Origin of the sequence: Kitasatospora sp. NPDC096140 (assembly GCF_040303045.1) — a bacterium.
GTDB lineage: Bacteria > Actinomycetota > Actinomycetes > Streptomycetales > Streptomycetaceae > Kitasatospora.
Window position 1 is genome coordinate 22066 of sequence record NZ_JBEOUW010000050.1, and the last position, 18405, is coordinate 40470.

Consider the following 18405-nt stretch of genomic DNA (forward strand, 5'->3'; position numbering starts at 1 on the left):
GGGGCGGGGACGGGCGGGTGGATCAGTGGCAGCCGCAGCCGGCGAGGTGGGCGGCTATGCGGTCCATGGCGGCGCGGGCGGTGTCGGCGGGGGCGGGGGTGCGGGTCATGACGGCGAAGGCGAGGAGGCGGCCGTCGGCGTCGACGACCGTGCCGGCGAGGGTGTTGACGCCGCGGAGGGTGCCGGTCTTGGCGCGGATCAGGCCGGCCGCGTCGGCGGCGCCGGAGCCGGCGCCGTAGCGCTTGCCGAGGGTGCCGGTGAAGCCGGCGACCGGGAGACCGGTGAGCACCGGCCGCAGGGCGGGGTGCTCCGCGGAGGCCGCCAGGGAGAGCAGCCGGACCAGCACGGCGGGCGGGATCGCGTTGCCCGTGTGCAGGCCGCTGCCGTCGTTGAGGACCACGTCGCCCATCGGCACGCCGAGCCGGGTGAGTTCCCGGGTGACGGCGGCCGCCGCCCCCTCGAAACTCGCCGGCTGGTGGGCCGCGAGCGCGGCCTGACGGGCGATCGCCTCGGCCAGCTGGTTGTCGGAGGTGGTCAGCAGGCGTTCGACCAGGCGGTCGAGCGTGGGCGAGTCGACCCGGCCGAGGACGGGCGCGTCGGCGGCGGCCGGCGCGGCGGCGGGCCCGGGCCCGCCCTGCACGGTGATGCCCTGGGCCTTGAGCAGGGCGGCGAAGGCCCCTGCAGCCGCGCCGGCCGGGTCGGGGACGCGGTCCGGCGCGTCCTCGCGGCTCTTCGGGTCCGCCTTGGCCTCGTCCACCATCAGCGGGACGACCAGGGCGATGTTCTGCCCGTCGTGGTTGTTGTGCTGCGGGTTGCCGGCGTACATCGACAGGTCGTAGTCCAGCTTGACCGTGGTGGTGCCGGCGGCGGCCAGGGCGGCGGCGGTCTGCCGGGCGAGGGCGTCCAGCGAGGCGGGGGCGGTGTCGGCGTCGACGGGCTGACCGCCGATCTGCACCTGGTCGGCGGGGAGTGCGGTGAGCGTCGGGTCGCCGCCCCCGACCAGCGTGATCGTGCCCGGATCCGCGCCGCGGACCACCCTGGTGGTCAGCCGGGTGTCGCCGGGGAGCAGGGACAGGGCTGCGATCGAGGTGGCCAGCTTGGTGGTGGAGGCGGGGGTGGCCGGGGTGTTCTCGCCCGAGCCGTACAGGAGTCGGCCGTCGGCGGCGTCCGCGACGGCGAAGGTGACGTCACCGAGGTTCGGGTCGGCGACGGCGCCGGCGAGCGCCTGCCGGAGGCCCTGCTCGGTGGGGACGGCGGCCGTCGGAGCGCCGTCGGCGGAGGCCAGGACGTCGCCCGCCGCGGGGGCCGGGCGCGCGGCGGACGGGTCGCCACCGGTGTTCGCGGGCGCGGGGGCCGCGGAGGGCCCGGACCGGCGGGCGGGTGCGGCGCTCGGACTGTCGCCCGGCCCCGGCTTGGCGCCGCCCTTCCCGTGGTCACCCTTCTTGCCGCCGTTGCCGTCCCGGCCGCCGTCGCGGTCGTCGTCCTCGCCGTGCCCGGTGCTGTGCCCGCCCGGGGGCGGTGAGGGCTGCGCGTACGCACCGCCCGAGGTCAGGACCGTTCCGGCGACCAGCAGCGCCGCTCCGAACAGCCCCGCGGCCGTCCCCCTGCGGCGGCGGACCGCCCCTCCCCCAGCGCTCACCGACCGGCCCCTTTCCCGAGCACCCACTCCCGTAGGAGACACTTGGATTCTGTCAGTCCCTACCTTGGAGGAACCGTTGGAGTTCGACGTCCTTATCGAAATCCCGAAGGGCTCTCGTAACAAGTACGAGGTCGACCACGAGACCGGTCGCCTGCGGCTCGACCGGATGCTCTTCACCTCGACCCGCTACCCGGCCGACTACGGCTACGTCGAGGGCACGCTCGGCGAGGACGGCGACCCGCTGGACGCCCTGGTCATCCTGGACGAGCCGACCTTCCCGGGCTGCCTCATCAAGTGCCGCGCCATCGGCATGTTCCAGATGACCGACGAGGCCGGCGGCGACGACAAGCTGCTCTGCGTCCCGGCGACCGACCCGCGCTGGGAGCACCTGCGCGACATCCACCACGTGTCGGAGTTCGACCGCCTGGAGATCCAGCACTTCTTCGAGGTCTACAAGGACCTGGAGCCCGGCAAGTCCGTCGAGGGTGCCAACTGGGTCGGCCGCGCCGAGGCCGAGGCCGAGGTCACCGCTTCGATCAAGCGCCTGGCGGAGCAGGGCGGCCACTGAGCCGTCGTTCCGATCTCGATCGATCAGGACCGTTCGAGGTAGGTCGGGACAGCCTGGGGCCGGGGTTCGCGGATTCGTCCGCGGGCCCCGGCCTCTGTCGTGCCCGGGGCCGGGCCGTCCGGTCCGGGCCGTTCCGATCGGGGCCGTTCCGTTTCGCGGAGCGGTGGCCGGGCCGGCTTGCCAGACTGGTTGCCGACAGACTGTCGGCACGATGTGAAGTCAGGTTAGCCTAACCAAAACTGTCGGGGCCGGATCCGACCCGGCCGCATCCGATCGCTGGAGGCCGCATGCCCGCGCCCGCGCCCGTCCCGTTCTCCACCGTGCTCCGCACCGCCAGCAGCGAGGAGCACGAGGCCGCCGAACACTCCTCGTTCATGAGCCACCTGCTGAACGGGCGCCTCGGGATCGAGGCGTACGCCGACCTCACCGGCCAGCTCTGGCACGTCTACCGGGCGCTGGAGAGCCGGACCGGGCAGCTCGCGGAGCACCCGCTGGCCGGCCCCTTCATCGACGGCGCGCTGCTGCGCACCGCCGCCATCGAGCGCGACCTGGCGCACCTGCGCGGGCCCGGCTGGCGGGACGGACTGGCGCCGCTGCCGGCCACCGCCGCGTACGTCGCGCGCGTGGAGGAGCTGGCCGCCGCGTGGCCCGCCGGGTACATCGCGCACCACTACACCCGCTACCTGGGCGATCTGTCGGGCGGCCAGATCATCCGGGGCGTGGCCGAGCGGACCTGGGGCTTCGCGCGCAAGGGCGACGGCGTGCGGTTCTACGTCTTCGAGGAGGTCGACAACCCGGCCGCCTTCAAGCGCGAGTACCGCGCCAAGCTGGACGCGGCCGGCGCCGCGATGGACGAGGTCGAGCGGCGCCGGGTGGTCGAGGAGTGCAAGCGGGCCTTCGTGCTCAACGGAGCGGTCTTCCGCGACCTGGACTCGCGCTACCCGCTCAGCGCGTAGGCGCCGCCCTCCGACGGCACCGGAGGCGGGCCGGCCCCGGCGGGCGACCGCCCGCCGGGGCGACGGTCACGGACGGGCCGGCCGCCGAGGTGCTGCGCGCACCGCTGCTCGGCGAGGTGTACGGCCACCCGGTGGAGGTGCCGGCGCACCTACGCACCGGGGTGCCGCCGGTGCTGCCGCGGCGCGGCTGAACCGGGTCAGTCCTCCAGCCGGAAGCCGACCTTGATGCAGACCTGGTAGTGCTTGATCCGGCCGTCCTCCAGATGCCCCCGGACCTGGGACACCTCGAACCAGTCGAGGTTGCGCAGCGTCCGGGCGGCCCGCTCCACCCCGTTGCGGATCGCGGCGTCGATGCTCTCGGTCGAGGACCCGACGATCTCGGTCACCCGGTACACGTGGTCGGTCATGGCGGACTCCCTCAGCTGTGCGACGGTCCCCCGGTCCACCGTGCACCGCCCCCGCCCCGCCCGCACCCCGACGGGCCGCCGCCGCCCCGAGCCGGGCCCCGGGACTCCGGGGGCCCTGCCCGGACAGGGGCCCCGAGGGCTCCCGGAGCGGGCCCCGGAGGACCGGCCCCAGGGCGCCGGGCCGGGCTCCCGGGCGCCGGGCCTAGAAGGCCGCCCGCACCTGTCCGACCGGCGCGCCGCCGCCGAACAGCGGGGCCGAGCCGATCCGCTCGACGGTCTCGTCCGCCCCGGCCACCCCGAGCCGGCGCAGCGCGGCCGCCAGCACCGGGCCGCGGGCGCGCTCACCACCGTCGTCGATCTTGAAGGCCAGTGCCCGCCCGTCCGGCAGCGCCACCACCTGGACGGCCTCGGCGCCCATCTTGGACAGCGCGCCCGGGATCGCCCGCATCAGCCAGGTGTCGGCCCGGCGGGTGCCGGCCACGTACTCGGGGTGGGCGCGCATCGCGTCGGCCACCCGGCGCGGCGCGGACCCCTCGGGGGCCAGCACCAGGCCGCGGTAGCCGCGGGCCAGGCCGGTCAGCGTGACGGCCAGCAGCGGGGCGCCGCAGCCGTCCACCCCGGCGTGCGCGGGCGTCTCGCCGGTGCCCTCCTCCAGGGCCTCGCGGGCCAGCAGCTGGATCGGGTGGGACGGGTCGAGGTAGCTCTCGGTGTCCCAGCCGTTGGCCACGCAGGCGGCCAGCCAGCCGGCGTGCTTGCCCGAGCAGTCCATCAGGATCGGGGCGCGCCGACCGCCGGCGCCGAGCAGCAGCTCCGCCTCGGTCTCGTCCAGCGGCAGGTCGGCCGGGGTCCGCAGGGCCGACTCGTCGAGCCCGGCGGCGCCGAGGATGGCTCTCACACCGGCGAGGTGAAACGATTCTGCAGAGTGACTGGAGGCGGCCAGCGCCAACAGCTCGGCGTCGATCGACAGCCCGGCCCGCAGGGTGGCCACCGCCTGGAACGGCTTGGCCGTCGACCGCGGGAAGACCGGTGCGTCCGGGTCGCCCAGCGCGAACTCGACCGAGCCGTCGGCGGCGAGCAGCACCAGGGAACCGTGGTGGTGGCCCTCGACGAAGCCCGATCGTATGACCTCGGCGAGCACGGGCACGGTGGCGAGCTGGGGCATGGGGGTTGAGCCTTCCGGGGCGAGGGTGAGCCGGGAGCGAGCCGGGCTCCACCCGCCCGCAGCGACTCACCCGGTCAGAGCGGCCCCCCTGCGAGCAGGTCGTCGACCCGTGCTTCCCCATCACGGTACCTGCGGGTGATCTCGGCATTGCAACCGTCGGCCGTGCGCAGCAGCCGCTGACGCCGTCCGGACACCTCCCGCTCGTGCGCCCGCAGCCGCTCCAGGGCGGCCAGCAGCTCCTCGGCCGGGTGCGCCGCCAGGTCGGCGAGCTGGACGTCGCCCATGAGCGCGTCCGCCTCCAGCCCGGACTCCCGGGTGCGCGGCGGGCCGAGGGTCACGTGCCGGGCCGAGCGCCGCACGGTGGAGGGCGCGTCGGTCAGGATGGCCGGCAGCCGGTCCAGCAGGTCGCCGGGGGCCGGGTCGGGGCCGGGCACGCCGGCCGCCCGGACCGGGCCGCCGGGGCGCCGGTCGAGCTCGGCGCGCAGGATGTCCATCCGCCCGTGCAGCAGCCGCCGCAGGTAGGACAGGTCGGCCTCCTGCTCCAGGGTCTCCCGGCGCAGCACCCGCAGCTGGTCCAGGCCCAGCCCCTCCAGATCGGGCTCGTCCTCCGCGTCCGCCACCGGACCGCACGGGCCCCCGGGGGCCGGCGCCATCCGCCCGGACCGGTCCCGCGCCGCGCTGCTCGCGTCCATCACCCAACCCACCTGCCGTCGTCGATCCCGCCCGCTCGCGGCAACCCCGTCCCTGCCGCCGGTCCGGCCCGTCCCCCGACGGGCTCGGCGTTCCGTCCCTCGGCACGCCCGGGAGCCCCCCGGAGGTTCCGCTCCCCGGTCGCGACCACCCGTCGGGGCGACACCACCAGAACGCCTGACCTACCGACTCGACCGCCCGGCCGAACCCGGGCCCGGCGCGGCGGACCTCCTGGCGCCCCGGACCCTTCGTACGGTCCACAGCGTGCCACCCCACCCGGCGCGCGCGCACCGCCCGTGCACCCGAACGGCCCCCTGGCGAACGGGGGTGGCTGATATGACCGGCCCTTTCCGCAGGAAGAGCAGCGCCCGAACCGGCGCAGGCGCCCACTTTGCGGCGTGCGCAACCATCGTGCGCGCCCCTCGTCTGCGCCCTGGGACGACCTCTGTGACGCACGTGGGGGATGCGGCGCGACGGGCGGCCGGCGCACGGGCAGCGACGTGCGGAAGCGGGTGCCGAGGGACGGGCGGACCGCCCGCGCAGCGCCCGTGGGGGCGCGCGACAGCGGGCGGAGCGCGGGACGGCGGGGCGGGCGCCGCGCCGGGGCCCCTCCGGTGGCCGCACCGCCCTCCGGCACAATGGCGGCATGCGAGCAGTGGTGCAGCGAGTGACCGAGGCCCGGGTGACCGTGGCCGGTGAGACCGTCGGCGCGATCGAGGGGCCGGGGCTCTGCGTCCTGGTCGGCGTCACCCACGACGACACCCCCGCCAAGGCCGCCCAACTGGCCCGCAAGCTCTGGACGCTGCGGCTGCTGCCCGCCGACGAGGAGGGCGTCGAGCAGAGTTGCTCCGACCTCGGCGCCCCGCTGCTGGTGATCAGCCAGTTCACGCTCTACGGCGACGCCCGCAAGGGCCGCCGCCCCACCTGGAACGCCGCCGCCCCCGGCCCGGTCGCCGAGCCGCTGGTGGACGAGGTGGTCGGCGCGCTGCGGGCGCTGGGCGCCAAGGTGGAGACGGGCCGGTTCGGCGCCGACATGCAGGTGGCGCTGGTGAACGACGGCCCGTTCACCGTCCTCGTCGAGGTCTGAGGCCGGAGGCCGGAGCCCCGCCGTGGCTCCGGAGCCCCGCCCCGGCTACTGCGGGACGATCACGTCCTGGGTGCCCGGCACCGTCCCGGCCAGCAGCACCGCGTCCACCGGGACGTTCCGCTTGACGATCGCCAGCGCGATCGGCCCCAGCTCGTGGTGGCGGGCCGAGGAGGTCACGAAGCCCAGCGACCGCCCGTCCGGGTCGGTGGCCAGCCGGACCTCGGTGCCGTGCGGGGGCAGCGACTCCTCGGTGCCGTCCAGGTGCAGGAAGACCAGTCGGCGCGGCGGCCGGCCCAGGTTGTGCACCCGGGCGACGGTCTCCTGGCCGCGGTAGCAGCCCTTCTGCAGGTGGACGGCGGTGCGCAGCCAGTCCACCTCGTGCGGGATGGTCCGGTGGTCGGTCTCGAAGCCGAGCCGGGGCCGGTGGCCCTCGATCCGCAGGGCCTCGTACGCCCAGATCCCGGCCGCCGGACCGTACCCGGCGGTGAGCTTCTCCAGGTCGGCGCGCGGCACGAACAGGTCGCGCCCGTAGGGGAGTTCGCGGACGGCCGCGGCGCCCTCGACGGAGCCGGTGGAGCCGGCCGGCAGGTGGACCACGGCGTACTCGGCGGTCGCGTCGGCGACCTCCACCCGGTAGAAGAACTTCATGCTCTCCAGGTAGGCGACCAGCGCGCCCTGGGTGCCCGGCTCGACGTGCGCCCAGGTGGTGGTGCCGTCGTCCACCAGGTAGAGCGCGTGCTCGACGTGCCCGTTCGGGGAGAGCACCAGCGCCTCGGCGGCCTGCTGCGGGGGAAGCTCGCTGACGTGCTGGGTGACCAGCAGGTGCAGCCAGGCGAGGCGGTCGGCGCCGGTGACGGTGACGACCCCGCGGTGCGAGAGGTCGACGAAGCCGGTGCCCTGCGCGAGGTGGCGTTGCTCGCGGAAGATGTCGCCGTAGTGGGCGGCGACGCCCTCGTCGGCCCCCTCGGCGGGGACGGCTCCGGGCAGGGCAAGCAGCGGGCTCTTCACACCGGTCATACCGGCCAGCTTACGACCGGCCCTCGGCGAGCTTGGCGGTGCAGTCGGCACAGCGGCCGAAGATGGCGAAATGCTTGAGGTCGGTGTCGAAGCCGTGCTGCGCGCGCAGGCTGTCGATCAGCGGCTGGGCGATCTCGGTGCCGGTCTCGGTGACCTTCTCGCAGTCCCGGCAGACCAGGTGCAGGTGGTGGTGGCGGCCGGCCAGGTGGTAGGTCGGGGCGCCGTGGCCGAGGTGGGCGTGCGAGACCAGGCCCAGCTCCTCCAGCAGCTCCAGGGTCCGGTAGACGGTGGAGATGTTGATGCCGCTGGCGGTCCGCCGGACGTGGCAGAGGATGTCGTCGGGAGTGGCGTGGTCGAGGACGTCGACGGCCTCCAGCACGAGCTGCCGCTGCGGGGTGAGGCGGTAGCCGCGCTCGCGCAGGTCGGCCTTCCAGCCGTCGGAGAGGTGCCAGTCGCCGGAGAGCTGCCAGTCGGTGGTGCCGGTGTCCGCCACGGTGCTGTCCCTGCCAAGGAAAGATGGAAAGTCGGGGTCCTGATGCAAGTGTAGGGACCGGCCCGGGGCCGGTCCCTACACTTGCACGGACTGCGCTGTTGCCGGAGCCGTGTCTACTTGAAGAACGCGATGCCGTCGTCCGGCAGGTCGTTGATGTCCTTGATCAGCTGGGCCGGGCTGAGCACCTTCTTCAGCTGCGCGGACATGTACGGGCGCAGCGGCACGCTCGGGGCGGCCTTCTCGCCGACCCACAGCAGTTCGCCGTTGACGAAGCCGTACAGCCGCTTGCCGCCCGAGTACTCCGGCGAGCCCTCGATCCGCGCCACCGCGTCGGTCGAGACGTCGACCTGGGGCTTGCCGTCGGCCAGCTCGCCGTACCAGATCTCGACCGTGCCGTCGTCGCGGACGGAGGAGATCTCGATCCCCCGGGCGCCGCTGGTGCCGTCGGGGTTGCTCGTGATGCGCCAGAACGCGTGCTCGTTCTCCAGCGGGCGGACCTTCTCGCCGTCGTTGTCCAGCACCCAGGTGCGGGAGCGGAACTCCAGGAAGGGCCGGCCGTCGTGGCGGATCACGATCTCCTGGCCGAAGTTGCACTTCTCCGCGCCCGGGCCCCCCTCACCCGGCAGAGGGGCGTACACGCCCGCGCCCTCCCAGGTGCCGAGGAGGAAGGCGAGCGGCACGACGTCCTTGTGGAGGTCAGAGGGGATCTCGATCATGTTCCTGGTCGCTGTCGTCGTCGGTGTGGGGCTGCCTCAACCGTACGGCAGGCTCAGCGCTGACCCTGGTACAGCTTCATCACCGAGAAGATGGCGAACCAGGTGATCAGCACGGCCATGAGGGCCAGCAGACCGTCGAAGAACATTTCCAGACCGGACACGGGGGGCTCCCAGGCGGCGACAGTGTGGTGGATTTTGCTCCGCTCACTCTATCCGTCGGGCTCCGGCCGGTCGCGGTGAGCCCCACCACGTCGCTGTTCGCGCCGGGGTTACCACGCCACCCGAGCTTTCCCCACGGGTTCCCGGGATGACGGCCGACGGGGGTGGCGGGACCTCTAAGGTGGCGCCATGTCGAAGAAACTGGTCATCAAGGTCACCGCAGGGGCGGACGCGCCGGAGCGGTGCTCGCAGGCGTTCACGGTGGCGGCGGTGGCCGTCGCCAGCGGGATCGAGGTCTCGCTCTGGCTGACCGGCGAGTCCTCCTGGTTCGCGCTGCCGGGGCGCGCCGCGGAGTTCGAACTGCCGCACGCGGCGCCGCTGCCGGACCTGCTGGAGTCGATCCTGGCGGTCGGTTCGGTGACGCTCTGCACCCAGTGCGCGGCCCGGCGCGGGATCGAGCAGAAGGACACCGTCGAGGGTGTCCGGATCGCGGGCGCGCAGGTCTTCGTCAGCGAGATCATGGCGGACGGCGTCCAGGCGCTCGTCTACTGACCGCTCCGCACCCGCCGACCGATTCCGTACCGGGGGGTCACGGACGCTGCTCGTGGTCGGGGCGGTCCCGGTCGTGGCCGGGCTCGTCCCACTTCGGGTCGTCCCAGCGCGGGTCGTTCCACCAGTCGTCGTCCGGGTCGCGCTTGTTGGCGAACACCGCGGCGGCCGGCGGGATCACCATCGCGACCAGGCACATGCCGATCGCCGCGCCCACCGAGAAGAACCGCACCACGCCCCAGGCCATGACGAACAGGCCCACGCACACGCCCATCATGGCGAAGTAGTAGCGACGCCGCCGTCTTGCCTGCACCCCTCCACGGTACGGCCGAGGGCCCCTGCTCGGCAGGGGCCCTCGGGGTGTCGTCCGCACTCCGGTCGACGCGCTCGCTCCGGAGCGGCCGACCCGGTCGGCCGCTCCGATCGACCGATCCGGTCAGACCGCGATCGCGACCTCGACTGCGGTGCCCTGGGAGGCCACCACCTGGCGGTCCACGGTCTGGCCCGGCACCAGCGCGCGCAGGGTCCACTTGCCCGGGCGGGCGAAGAACCGGAACTGGCCGGTCGCCGAGGTGGGCACCTCGGCCGTGAACTCACCGCCCTCGTCCAGCAGTCGGACGTAGCCGTTGACCGGCTCACCGTCGCGGGTCACCGAACCCTGGATGATCGTCTCGTTCGCCACGTCAACTCCTGCCAGGTCCGGGCCGCCGGCCTTCGCACCGCACATGTCTGTCTTCCCTTCTACTTACGGGTCGAGCCGGGGCTCAGTTGCCGAGCTCGATCGGCACGCCGACCAGGCTGCCGTACTCGGTCCACGAACCGTCGTAGTTCTTGACGTTCTCCTGGCCGAGCAGCTCGTGCAGCACGAACCAGGTGAGCGCGGAGCGCTCGCCGATGCGGCAGTAGGCGATGGTGTCCTTCGCCAGGTCGATGCCCTCGGCCTCGTACAGGGCCTTGAGCTCGTCGTCGCTCTTGAAGGTGCCGTCGTCGTTGGCGTTCTTGGCCCACGGGATGTTGCGGGCGCTCGGCACGTGGCCCGGGCGCTGCGACTGCTCCTGCGGGAGGTGGGCGGGGGCCAGCAGCTTGCCGGAGAACTCGTCGGGCGAGCGGACGTCGACCAGGTTGAGGCTGCCGATGGCGGCGATCACGTCGTCGCGGAAGGCACGGATCGACGAGTCGGCGGCCTGCGCCGTGTACTCGGTGGCGGGGCGGGCCGGCACCTCGGAGACCAGGTCGCGGGAGTCGAGCTCCCACTTCTTGCGGCCGCCGTCCAGCAGGCGGACGTCGCCGTGGCCGTACAGCTTGAAGTACCAGTAGGCGTACGAGGCGAACCAGTTGTTGTTGCCGCCGTACAGGACGACGGTGTCGTCGTTGGCGATGCCCTTGGCGCTGAGCAGCGCCTCGAAGCCGGCCTGGTCGATGAAGTCGCGGCGGACCGGGTCCTGGAGGTCCTTCTTCCAGTCGATCCGGACGGCGTTGCGGATGTGGTTCTTGTCGTAGGCGGAGGTGTCCTCGTCGACCTCGACGATGACGACCTTCGGGTCGTCCAGGTGGGCCTGGACCCAGTCGGCGTCGACCAGGACGTCGCTGCGGCTCATGGTGGTGTTCTCCATCCGAGGGCGGTTGGCGGAAGGTGCTGCTCAGGAGGTGCTGCAGGGGCACCCGGGCGGATGCGGGTCCGAACCGCTGTCCGAATAGTGGGACAGGGCGGGGGGACCGGGGCGACCGGGCAGGAGACTGCGGAGTACATCGGCGCCGACCCGCGAGCACAGCCGGGTACGGTCACCGGGAAGATCGGCGGCGAGCGTCAACTGCCCTGCCTGGATGCCGAGTCAGCGCATTCGACACAGACAGGCGGCCACGCGGCACAGGTCTACCGCCCGCCGCTTCGTGAGGTCCGTCTGTCGCTTCATGCCGACGATGCTAGGGACACCGACGGCCCGCTGTCATCAGCGTATCGAATAATGAGATCAAAACAGCCGCATCGCGAGATTTGGCTTCCGCGTGCCCTCTGCCCGGCCCGTCCGCCCCGGCCGGGCCGCCTTCCGGTGGCGCACAACGGGCGGAAACGACACCGCTCCGCGGTCCGCGCTGGACAGCGCGTCTCGCGGAGCGGAACGTTTCGGCGATCAGACGGCGGGTCGATCCCGGGACGGCGGGGCGGGCCGGGTGCGGGGCGGGCCGGGTGCAGGGCAGGCCGGACGGGACGGATCGGCAGGGGGCTCAGCCGAGGAGCTTGACGCCCTTGCCGTCGAAGGTCAGCTGGAGGCCCTCCGGGAGCGGCGTCACGCCGTCCTTGTCGCCGTCCTTGGCGGCCAGCTTCAGCCCGGCCGGCAGCGTGTCCAGCGTGAAGCTCATCGGCTCGATCTGCTGGTTGGTGATCCCGGCCATCATCCCCGCCAGGGCGCTCAGCCGGAAGCCGTCCACCGTGACGGTGTTCCCGTCGTTGTGCACGGTGCCCTCGCCGATCGCGATCGGCCCCAGCGAGGCCTTGACCTTGCCCGGCCCACCGTACGACAGGCTCAGCCTCGTGCTGCTGCCCACCGGCAGCTTGGTGCCGTGCAGCAGCTGGGAGGCCGGGGGCAGCAGCTGCGCGAGGTCCGGGTACGAGATCACCCCGCTGCCGGTGCCGCTGTCCACCGTGGCGCTGTTCATGCTGTCGCTCACCTTGACCCCGGCGAGCTCGGCCTTGAACGAGTGCAGCGCGACCTGGTGGCTGCCGTCGCCGACGGTCAGGCCGTCGGCGGAGATCCGGACGTCGTCCAGCTTCATCGACAGCACCTGGGTGAGGAACGGGAAGCCGTCGATCGAGACGTCCGGCCGCTGGCTCATCCGGCCGCTCTGCACGATCCGGTCGGCGGCCTCGTCCTCGGCCACGCCGACCGCGATGCGGTCGGCGCCCACCAGGAGGCCGGAGAGCACCACCAGGCCGATCGTGGCCTTCAGCCATCCGCGCATCGTGTCCCCCGTCGTCGCCGGTCGCTGTGGTCGTTCGCTTCGTTCGCTGTCGTTCGCTGTGGTCGTTCGCTGCTGTCCGCTGGTGGTCGTTCGCTGTCGTTCGTGGTCCCGCGGCGGCCGCCGAACGCGGCCGCCCCGCACGACGGTACGACGTCCCGCCCCGGAGCATGGTTCCGGGGCGGGACGTCGTGGGGAAGGGGCGGCTCGACGCCGAGGAGCGTCAGGCCAACAGGTCGGTGGCGATCCAGATCAGCGGTGCGGCCACCGCCAGCGGCAGCGCCACGCCCGCCGTCATGTGCACGAAGCGGGACGGGAAGTCGTACGCCGCGACCCGACGGCCGACCAGCGCCCCCAGCCCGGCGAGCGCACCGAGCGCCACCGGCGCACCCACCAGCAGGCCCAGCGCCACGGCCGCGACCAGGCCCAGGACCGGGCCGAGCTGCTTCGGGCCGGGCAGCGGCGCCGCGGCCAGCAGGGTGGCCAGCGCGACCGCGCCCACCCCGGCCGGCACCCAGTCGGCCAGCAGCAGCATGGTGCACAGCGCCGTCACCACGGTGGCCGAGCCCAGCACCGTCAGCGCGTAGAACCGCTCCTTCGGGTCCGACGGGCGGAACGTCTGCAGCACCAGGACCAGCAGGAAGAACCCGCCCAGGGTGCCCACCACCGCCGCCACGCCGCCGTCGGAGTCCGCCAGCAGCACCGCGACATCCGCGGTGAAGCCGGCCAGCGCGGCGAGCAGGATGCCCTGCCGGGCCGGCCACATGCCGTTCAGCCGGAACCAGCCGGCCGCCGTCAGCAGCTGCAGCAGCGCGACCACCAGGGCCAGCGCCACCTGCCCCAACGCGGCGCCGCCGGCCAGCAGCGCGGCCGCGCCGGCGGTGATCAGGGCCGGCTGCAGACCCGGGTCGATGATCGGAGAACCGGTCCGGCCCGCCGGGCCGGCGGGCGGCACGGGCTGCACGGGCGGAAGGGGCTGCGCCGGGACGGCCTCGAACGGCGGCGCGCCGGCGGCACCCAGCGGGCCCGCCGGACCCACCGGGCCGGGGGCGGGCGGGCGCTTGAGCGTCATGGTCGGCGGGTCGAAGGCCTCCGCCGACGGCTGCGCGGCGGCAGGCTGCGGCGCCTGAGCCGCGTGCCGGGCCCGCGCCCGGGCTGGCGGCTGCTGCTGCGGCGGCGGCGCGTGCTGCGGCATGTGCGGCGGCTGCGGCTGCTGCTGGGCGTGCTGCGGCACCGGCGGCTGGTACTGCGGAGCCGGGGCCTGGTGCCGCCCCGGAGCCTGCCCCGGGTGGAGCGGCGCCCCGGCGGGCACCGGGCCGGAGGCCGTCACCGGCGGCAGCAGCGTGGTGGCCGCGGCGTCGTCCATCGCGGGGACGGGCGGCAGCAGCGTCGTCGCCGCCGGGTCGTCCATCGCGGGAACGGGCGGCAACAGGCTGGTCGCGGCCGCGTCGTCGAACGCCGGTACGGGCGGCAGGACCGTGGTCGCCGCGGCGTCGTCCACCGGGTAGCCGTACGGCGGCTGCTGCGCGTGCGGAGCCTGCGGCGGGTAGGGCTGCTGGCCGTGCGGAGCCTGCGGCGGGTACGGCTGCTGCCCGTGCTGCGGGTACCCCTGCGGGGCCTGGGGGTGCCGGGGCTGCTGCGGCCACTCGCCGTAGGGGCCGCGGGTCGGGTCGTTCGTGTCGGTCACGCCGCTCACCCTCCCGCGAACGGCGGGAGGACCTCGACCGTCCCGCCCTCGGTCAGGGCGACGGTCGCGTGGTCCCGGCCGCCCACCTGGGCGCCGTCGACCAGGTACGAGCTGTGCCCGAACAGCCGGACGAGCTTCGGCTTGTCGGCGTGCCGCTCCTTGGCCGCCGCAAGCGCCTCCGCCAGGGTCGCCGCCTCGTACGGCTCCTCGGCCAGCCCGGCCTCGGACTTCGCAGCCGCCCAGTAACGGATCGTCCCGCGCACCCGGGCGCCGCTCGCGGGCTCGGTGGTAGCGCCCATCGGGCCACCCCTTCTCGTCGTCCTCGCCCGGCCCCGGTGACCCGGTCCGGCTCGCCACCGGGGCGGCCGCCCGACCACCCGAACGATGGACCCGCGATGCGCCGCCGATGTGCGTCCCATGATGGCGTGTCCGTCGCCACGAGCGGCAATCGCCCTGGCTCCGCCGGTGCGGAGCGGCGCTCGAAGCTGTGTCCAGGCTCACCCGGCGCACGCCCGAAATAGGTGAACCGCCGGATTCGAACACTCCCGGCGCGGCGGGAGGTCGGCTATCCTCGACCACCAAGAGGGATCCGGGCAGAGTCGCCCCCGGGTCCTTTTGTGCTTTCAGGACGCCAGTACGGACGTTCTTGCGATTCGTCGGCCCACCCCCGGCGCAGCGCGGGAACCGCCCCGTCCGTCGCGGCACAACGACGTGCCGCGGCCGGCCGGGACGTCGCCACCGGGCACCGGGCCGCCGCCCGGGGACCGGAACCAGACCGGAGGGTTCACGGTGATGGACAGGGCAGGAACGGTGCGCCAGGGGTTGCGGGACCCCCGGCGGGTCCGCCATTCCTTTTGCACCGACTCCTCCTTCGCCCTGCACGCCGTCCGCTCCCCCGGTACGCCCCAGGCGCCCGTCCTCCTCTCCTCCCCCTCAGCACGTGCGCCATCCGGCTGTGGCGGCAGCCGTAACGCGACCGCGACGACCCGGAAAGGGGACCACCGGGTATGAGTTCTCTCCTCCTCCTCACCAACGCACTGCAACCGTCGGCCGAGGTACTGCCCGCCCTCGGCCTGCTGCTGCACAACGTCCGGGTGGCCCCCGCCGAGGGCTCCGCCCTGGTGGACACGCCCAGCGCGGACGTCATCCTGGTCGACGGCCGACGCGACCTGCCGCAGATCCGCAGCCTGTGCCAGCTGCTGCGCTCCACCGGCATCGGCTGCCCGCTGATCCTGGTGGTGACCGAGGGCGGCCTGGCCGCCGTCACCGCCGAGTGGGGCATCGACGACGTCCTGCTGGACACCGCCGGCCCGGCCGAGGTCGAGGCCCGGCTGCGGCTGGCCCTCGGCCGTCTCCAGGTCACCACCGACGACAGCCCGATGGAGATCCGCAACGGCGAGCTCTCGGTCGACGAGGCCACCTACTCCGCGAAGCTCAAGGGCCGGTCGCTCGACCTCACCTTCAAGGAGTTCGAGCTGCTCAAGTACCTCGCCCAGCACCCCGGCCGGGTCTTCACCCGGGCCCAGCTGCTGCAGGAGGTCTGGGGCTACGACTACTTCGGCGGCACCCGGACGGTGGACGTCCACGTCCGTCGTCTGCGCGCCAAGCTCGGCGTGGAGCACGAGCAGCTGATCGGCACCGTGCGCAACGTCGGCTACCGCTTCGTCGTCCCGGAGAAGCCCGAGAAGGGCGAGCGCCCGGAGCCCTCCCAGCGGCCCCCCGCCTCCCTGGAGGCGTGACCGGCGAGCCGGGCGGGCCGTCACCCGCCCGGCTTGTCCGGTTCATCCCGGAGCCGCCCGCCGTCCACCGACGGCGTCCCCCGGTCCCACTGCCGCCCCGGTGACCACACGCGTAGACTCCACTCGTGGCCAAAGTGACGCGCGACGATGTAGCCCGGCTGGCTGGTACCTCGACCGCGGTCGTCAGCTACGTCATCAACAACGGACCGCGCCCGGTCGCGCCCGCGACCCGGGAGAAGGTCCTCGCGGCGATCGAGCAGCTCGGCTACCGGCCGAACAGCGTCGCCCAGGCGATGGCCTCCCGCCGGACCAACCTGATCGGCATGGTCGTCCCGGACGCCCGCCAGCCCTTCTTCGCCGAAATGGCGCACGCCGTGGAACGCGCCGCCTCCGAGCGCGGCAAGCTCGTGCTGATCGGCAACTCCGACTACGTGGACGACCGCGAGGTCCACTACGTCCGCGCCTTCCTCGGGATGCGCGTCTCCGGCCTGATCCTGGTCAGCCAGGGCCCCTCGCAGCGTGCCGCGGAGGAGTTCGCGGCGATGGAGGGCGCCAAGGTGGTGCTGCTGCACCGCCGCCCCGAGGCGATCGACGACGTCGCGGTGGTCACCGACGACGTGGGCGGCGCCGAGGCCGTCGTCCGCCACCTGCTGGAAGTGCACGGACACCCGTACGTCGCCTGCTTCGGCGGCCCGGTCGAGTCCCCCGCCCCCGGCGACCCGGTCATCGACCACGTCGAGGGCTGGCAGCGCGCCATGGACGCGCACGGCGTCCCCACCGAGCCGCACCTGATCGACGCGCCCTTCCACCGCTACGGCGCCTACGAGGTCGCCCTCTCCGTACTGAGCTCGCCGGACCGGCCGCGGGCGGTCTTCTGCTCCACCGACGACCAGGCCATCGGCGTGCTGCGGGCCGCCCGCGAGGTCGGCCTGCGCGTCCCCGAGGACCTCGCCGTGGCCGGCTTCGACGACGTGCCAGAGGCCGCGCTCGCCGACCCGCCGCTGACCACCGTCGCCTCCGACCGCGACGCGATGGCCCGGGCCGCCGTGGACCTGGTGCTGGACGACTCGCTGATGGTGCCCGGTTCGGACACCGAGCGGGTCCGCAAGTTCCCCTCCCGCCTGGTCATCCGCCGCTCCTGCGGCTGCGACGGGGCGGCCCCGGGGGCGGGCACCGCCGCGCAGTAGCGGGCGCAGAAGACCGGCAGGTAGCACGCGGACCCGAGCGGCGGGTCGGGCCGGGCGCACCCGGAGCCGTCGATTCCGCTCCGCAGGGTGCCTGACCAGGCTTTATGAGAACCCAACGGGCTTCTCTCCCCGTTCTGAGCCGGTTCTCATCCAGTCCTCATCCACCGGGCGGAGCTTGGTCGGCATGAGCGAACAGCAGCAGCACCCCGACGACCGGTACCGCGACCAGTACGGCCCCTACGAGCCCCGGGTGATCGAGGGCACCGTGCTCGGCAGCGGCCCCGCGGGCAGCACCGACCCGGCCGGGTACGCGTACCACGAGGACCACTCCGGTGGCAGCTTCGACGGACCGCCGCCTCCCCCGCCCATCCCGCCCGAGCCGCCGACCGTGCTCGGCCCCGGCTCCCCCGACGGTCCCGACGGCCACGGCCGCCGCAGCCGGGCCCGCAGCGGCCTGCTGCGCGGCCGACTCGCCCTGGTGACCGCCGTCGCCGCGGTCGCCGCCGTCCTCGGCGGGGTCACCGGCGGGGTGGTCGCCGCCGACCGGCAGTCCGCCGACACCCGGGTCGCCACCGTCGCCAGCCCGGTCTCCGCCCGCAGCGACGGCAGCGCCGACGTGCCGGCCATCGCCTCCGCCGTCTCGCCCAGCGTCGTCCAGATCACCGTGAAGAGCGGCAACGGCACCGCCACCGGCACCGGCGTCGTCCTGGACAAGGACGGCCGGATCCTCACCAACTACCACGTGATCGACACCGCCGGCGCCAGCGGCCGGATCACCGTGACCTTCAAGGACGGCTCCACCGCCCAGGCCACCGTCACCGGCACCGACAAGGCCCTCGACATCGCCGTCATCACCGCCACCGGCGCCGGCAACCTCACCCCCGCCGTCCTCGGCGACTCCTCCACCGTGGCCGTCGGCGACCCCGTCGTCGCCATCGGCAACCCCGACGGGCTCACCGGCACCGTCACCTCCGGCATCATCAGCGCCGAGAACCGCGACGTCACCGTCCAGCTCGACGAGGGCAGCACCAGCACCAACGGCGGCTTCGGCCTCCCCTTCCTGCCCGGCACCCGCGGCACCGCCCCGCAGTCCGGCAGCAGCACCACCTACAAGGCCTTCCAGACCGACGCCGCCCTCAACCCCGGCAACTCCGGCGGCCCGCTGATCAACGCCAACGGCCAGGTCATCGCCATCAACTCGGCGATGTACGCACCCAGCGGCAACGGCAACGGCTCCGGCGGCAGCAGCTCGGCCGGCAGCGTCGGCCTCGGCTTCGCCATCCCGATGAACGACATCAAGCAGGTCCTGCCGAAGCTCGAAGCCGGACAGAACCTGTAAGCCACAATCCCTACGACGGACAATTGGCCCCAGCAGGCCCTCCACCCGACGAGAA

Annotated in this window: 21 protein-coding genes; 7 read left to right on the forward strand and 14 right to left on the reverse strand. The window is 73.9% G+C overall.

The annotated features are described in order from the left end of the window. Positions 1–22: 22 nt before the first annotated feature. Positions 23–1639, reverse strand: coding sequence for a D-alanyl-D-alanine carboxypeptidase/D-alanyl-D-alanine endopeptidase (gene dacB / locus ABT048_RS35235; RefSeq protein ID WP_350525679.1), 1617 nt, complete (start codon positions 1637–1639; stop codon positions 23–25). Positions 1640–1715: 76 nt separating this feature from the next. On the opposite strand from dacB, the gene ABT048_RS35240 reads away from it, so the two are divergent. Together ABT048_RS35240 and ABT048_RS35245 are read left to right on the forward strand one after the other, a co-directional pair. Then, the gene (locus ABT048_RS35240) at positions 1716–2207 is read left to right on the forward strand and encodes an inorganic diphosphatase (RefSeq protein WP_030244505.1); all 492 of its coding nucleotides are present in this window, start codon (positions 1716–1718) and stop codon (positions 2205–2207) included. A gap of 287 nt (positions 2208–2494) precedes the next feature. Then, on the forward strand, positions 2495–3163 hold the full coding sequence (locus ABT048_RS35245; RefSeq protein ID WP_350525680.1) for a biliverdin-producing heme oxygenase: 669 nt from the start codon (positions 2495–2497) through the stop codon (positions 3161–3163). 197 nt (positions 3164–3360) lie between these two features. Here ABT048_RS35245 and ABT048_RS35250 read toward each other — a convergent pair whose 3' ends face one another. The 3 genes from ABT048_RS35250 to ABT048_RS35260 all read right to left on the reverse strand — a co-directional run bounded on the left by ABT048_RS35250 (position 3361) and on the right by ABT048_RS35260 (position 5424). Then, positions 3361–3570, reverse strand: a complete 210-nt coding sequence (locus ABT048_RS35250) for a dodecin (protein ID WP_350525681.1) — start codon at positions 3568–3570, stop codon at positions 3361–3363. 202 nt (positions 3571–3772) lie between these two features. Further along, positions 3773–4732 carry an asparaginase gene (locus ABT048_RS35255; protein ID WP_350525682.1) on the reverse strand — a complete coding sequence of 320 codons (960 nt, stop codon included), beginning with the start codon at positions 4730–4732 and terminating at the stop codon, positions 3773–3775. A gap of 74 nt (positions 4733–4806) precedes the next feature. Continuing rightward, on the reverse strand, positions 4807–5424 hold the full coding sequence (locus ABT048_RS35260) for an RsiG family protein (RefSeq protein WP_350525683.1): 618 nt from the start codon (positions 5422–5424) through the stop codon (positions 4807–4809). Between the two features lie 644 nt (positions 5425–6068). Between ABT048_RS35260 and dtd the strand changes: the two genes are divergently transcribed. Beyond that, entirely contained in the window at positions 6069–6509 is a 441-nt protein-coding gene (gene dtd, locus ABT048_RS35265; RefSeq protein ID WP_350525684.1) for a D-aminoacyl-tRNA deacylase, read from the forward strand. 45 nt (positions 6510–6554) lie between these two features. Here the strand turns inward: dtd and ygfZ are convergent, their stop codons facing one another. The 3 genes from ygfZ to ABT048_RS35280 all read right to left on the reverse strand — a co-directional run bounded on the left by ygfZ (position 6555) and on the right by ABT048_RS35280 (position 8735). Beyond that, the gene (ygfZ, locus tag ABT048_RS35270) at positions 6555–7517 is read right to left on the reverse strand and encodes a CAF17-like 4Fe-4S cluster assembly/insertion protein YgfZ (RefSeq protein ID WP_350525719.1); all 963 of its coding nucleotides are present in this window, start codon (positions 7515–7517) and stop codon (positions 6555–6557) included. Between the two features lie 19 nt (positions 7518–7536). Continuing rightward, positions 7537–8019 carry a Fur family transcriptional regulator gene (locus ABT048_RS35275; protein WP_350525685.1) on the reverse strand — a complete coding sequence of 161 codons (483 nt, stop codon included), beginning with the start codon at positions 8017–8019 and terminating at the stop codon, positions 7537–7539. Positions 8020–8132: 113 nt separating this feature from the next. Beyond that, the gene (locus ABT048_RS35280; RefSeq protein WP_350525686.1) at positions 8133–8735 is read right to left on the reverse strand and encodes a heme-binding beta-barrel domain-containing protein; all 603 of its coding nucleotides are present in this window, start codon (positions 8733–8735) and stop codon (positions 8133–8135) included. A 348-nt stretch (positions 8736–9083) separates the two neighbouring features. On the opposite strand from ABT048_RS35280, the gene ABT048_RS35285 reads away from it, so the two are divergent. Continuing rightward, entirely contained in the window at positions 9084–9446 is a 363-nt protein-coding gene (locus tag ABT048_RS35285; protein ID WP_350525687.1) for a DsrE family protein, read from the forward strand. A 37-nt stretch (positions 9447–9483) separates the two neighbouring features. On the opposite strand, the gene ABT048_RS35290 is transcribed toward ABT048_RS35285, so the two are convergent. From ABT048_RS35290 to ABT048_RS35320, 7 genes are all read right to left on the reverse strand, one after another. After that, positions 9484–9756: a DUF3099 domain-containing protein gene (locus tag ABT048_RS35290; protein WP_350525688.1), complete on the reverse strand. Its 273-nt coding sequence runs from the start codon at positions 9754–9756 to the stop codon at positions 9484–9486. Between the two features lie 123 nt (positions 9757–9879). Next, complete coding sequence (locus ABT048_RS35295; protein WP_030059605.1) at positions 9880–10170, reverse strand: DUF1416 domain-containing protein; 291 nt, start codon at positions 10168–10170, stop codon at positions 9880–9882. A gap of 37 nt (positions 10171–10207) precedes the next feature. Continuing rightward, on the reverse strand, positions 10208–11041 hold the full coding sequence (locus ABT048_RS35300; protein ID WP_350525689.1) for a sulfurtransferase: 834 nt from the start codon (positions 11039–11041) through the stop codon (positions 10208–10210). A gap of 234 nt (positions 11042–11275) precedes the next feature. Then, complete coding sequence (locus ABT048_RS35305) at positions 11276–11356, reverse strand: Ms5788A family Cys-rich leader peptide (protein WP_350517234.1); 81 nt, start codon at positions 11354–11356, stop codon at positions 11276–11278. Positions 11357–11666: 310 nt separating this feature from the next. After that, complete coding sequence (locus ABT048_RS35310) at positions 11667–12401, reverse strand: LmeA family phospholipid-binding protein (protein WP_350525690.1); 735 nt, start codon at positions 12399–12401, stop codon at positions 11667–11669. 220 nt (positions 12402–12621) lie between these two features. Beyond that, positions 12622–14085: a hypothetical protein gene (locus ABT048_RS35315; protein WP_350525691.1), complete on the reverse strand. Its 1464-nt coding sequence runs from the start codon at positions 14083–14085 to the stop codon at positions 12622–12624. A gap of 5 nt (positions 14086–14090) precedes the next feature. After that, positions 14091–14384 carry a MoaD/ThiS family protein gene (locus tag ABT048_RS35320; protein WP_350525692.1) on the reverse strand — a complete coding sequence of 98 codons (294 nt, stop codon included), beginning with the start codon at positions 14382–14384 and terminating at the stop codon, positions 14091–14093. A gap of 708 nt (positions 14385–15092) precedes the next feature. On the opposite strand from ABT048_RS35320, the gene ABT048_RS35325 reads away from it, so the two are divergent. The 3 genes from ABT048_RS35325 to ABT048_RS35335 all read left to right on the forward strand — a co-directional run bounded on the left by ABT048_RS35325 (position 15093) and on the right by ABT048_RS35335 (position 18350). Next, positions 15093–15824: a response regulator transcription factor gene (locus tag ABT048_RS35325; protein WP_350525693.1), complete on the forward strand. Its 732-nt coding sequence runs from the start codon at positions 15093–15095 to the stop codon at positions 15822–15824. 125 nt (positions 15825–15949) lie between these two features. Beyond that, entirely contained in the window at positions 15950–17011 is a 1062-nt protein-coding gene (locus ABT048_RS35330; RefSeq protein WP_350525694.1) for a LacI family DNA-binding transcriptional regulator, read from the forward strand. A gap of 184 nt (positions 17012–17195) precedes the next feature. Then, entirely contained in the window at positions 17196–18350 is a 1155-nt protein-coding gene (locus tag ABT048_RS35335) for a S1C family serine protease (protein WP_350525695.1), read from the forward strand. Positions 18351–18405 lie beyond the last annotated feature (55 nt).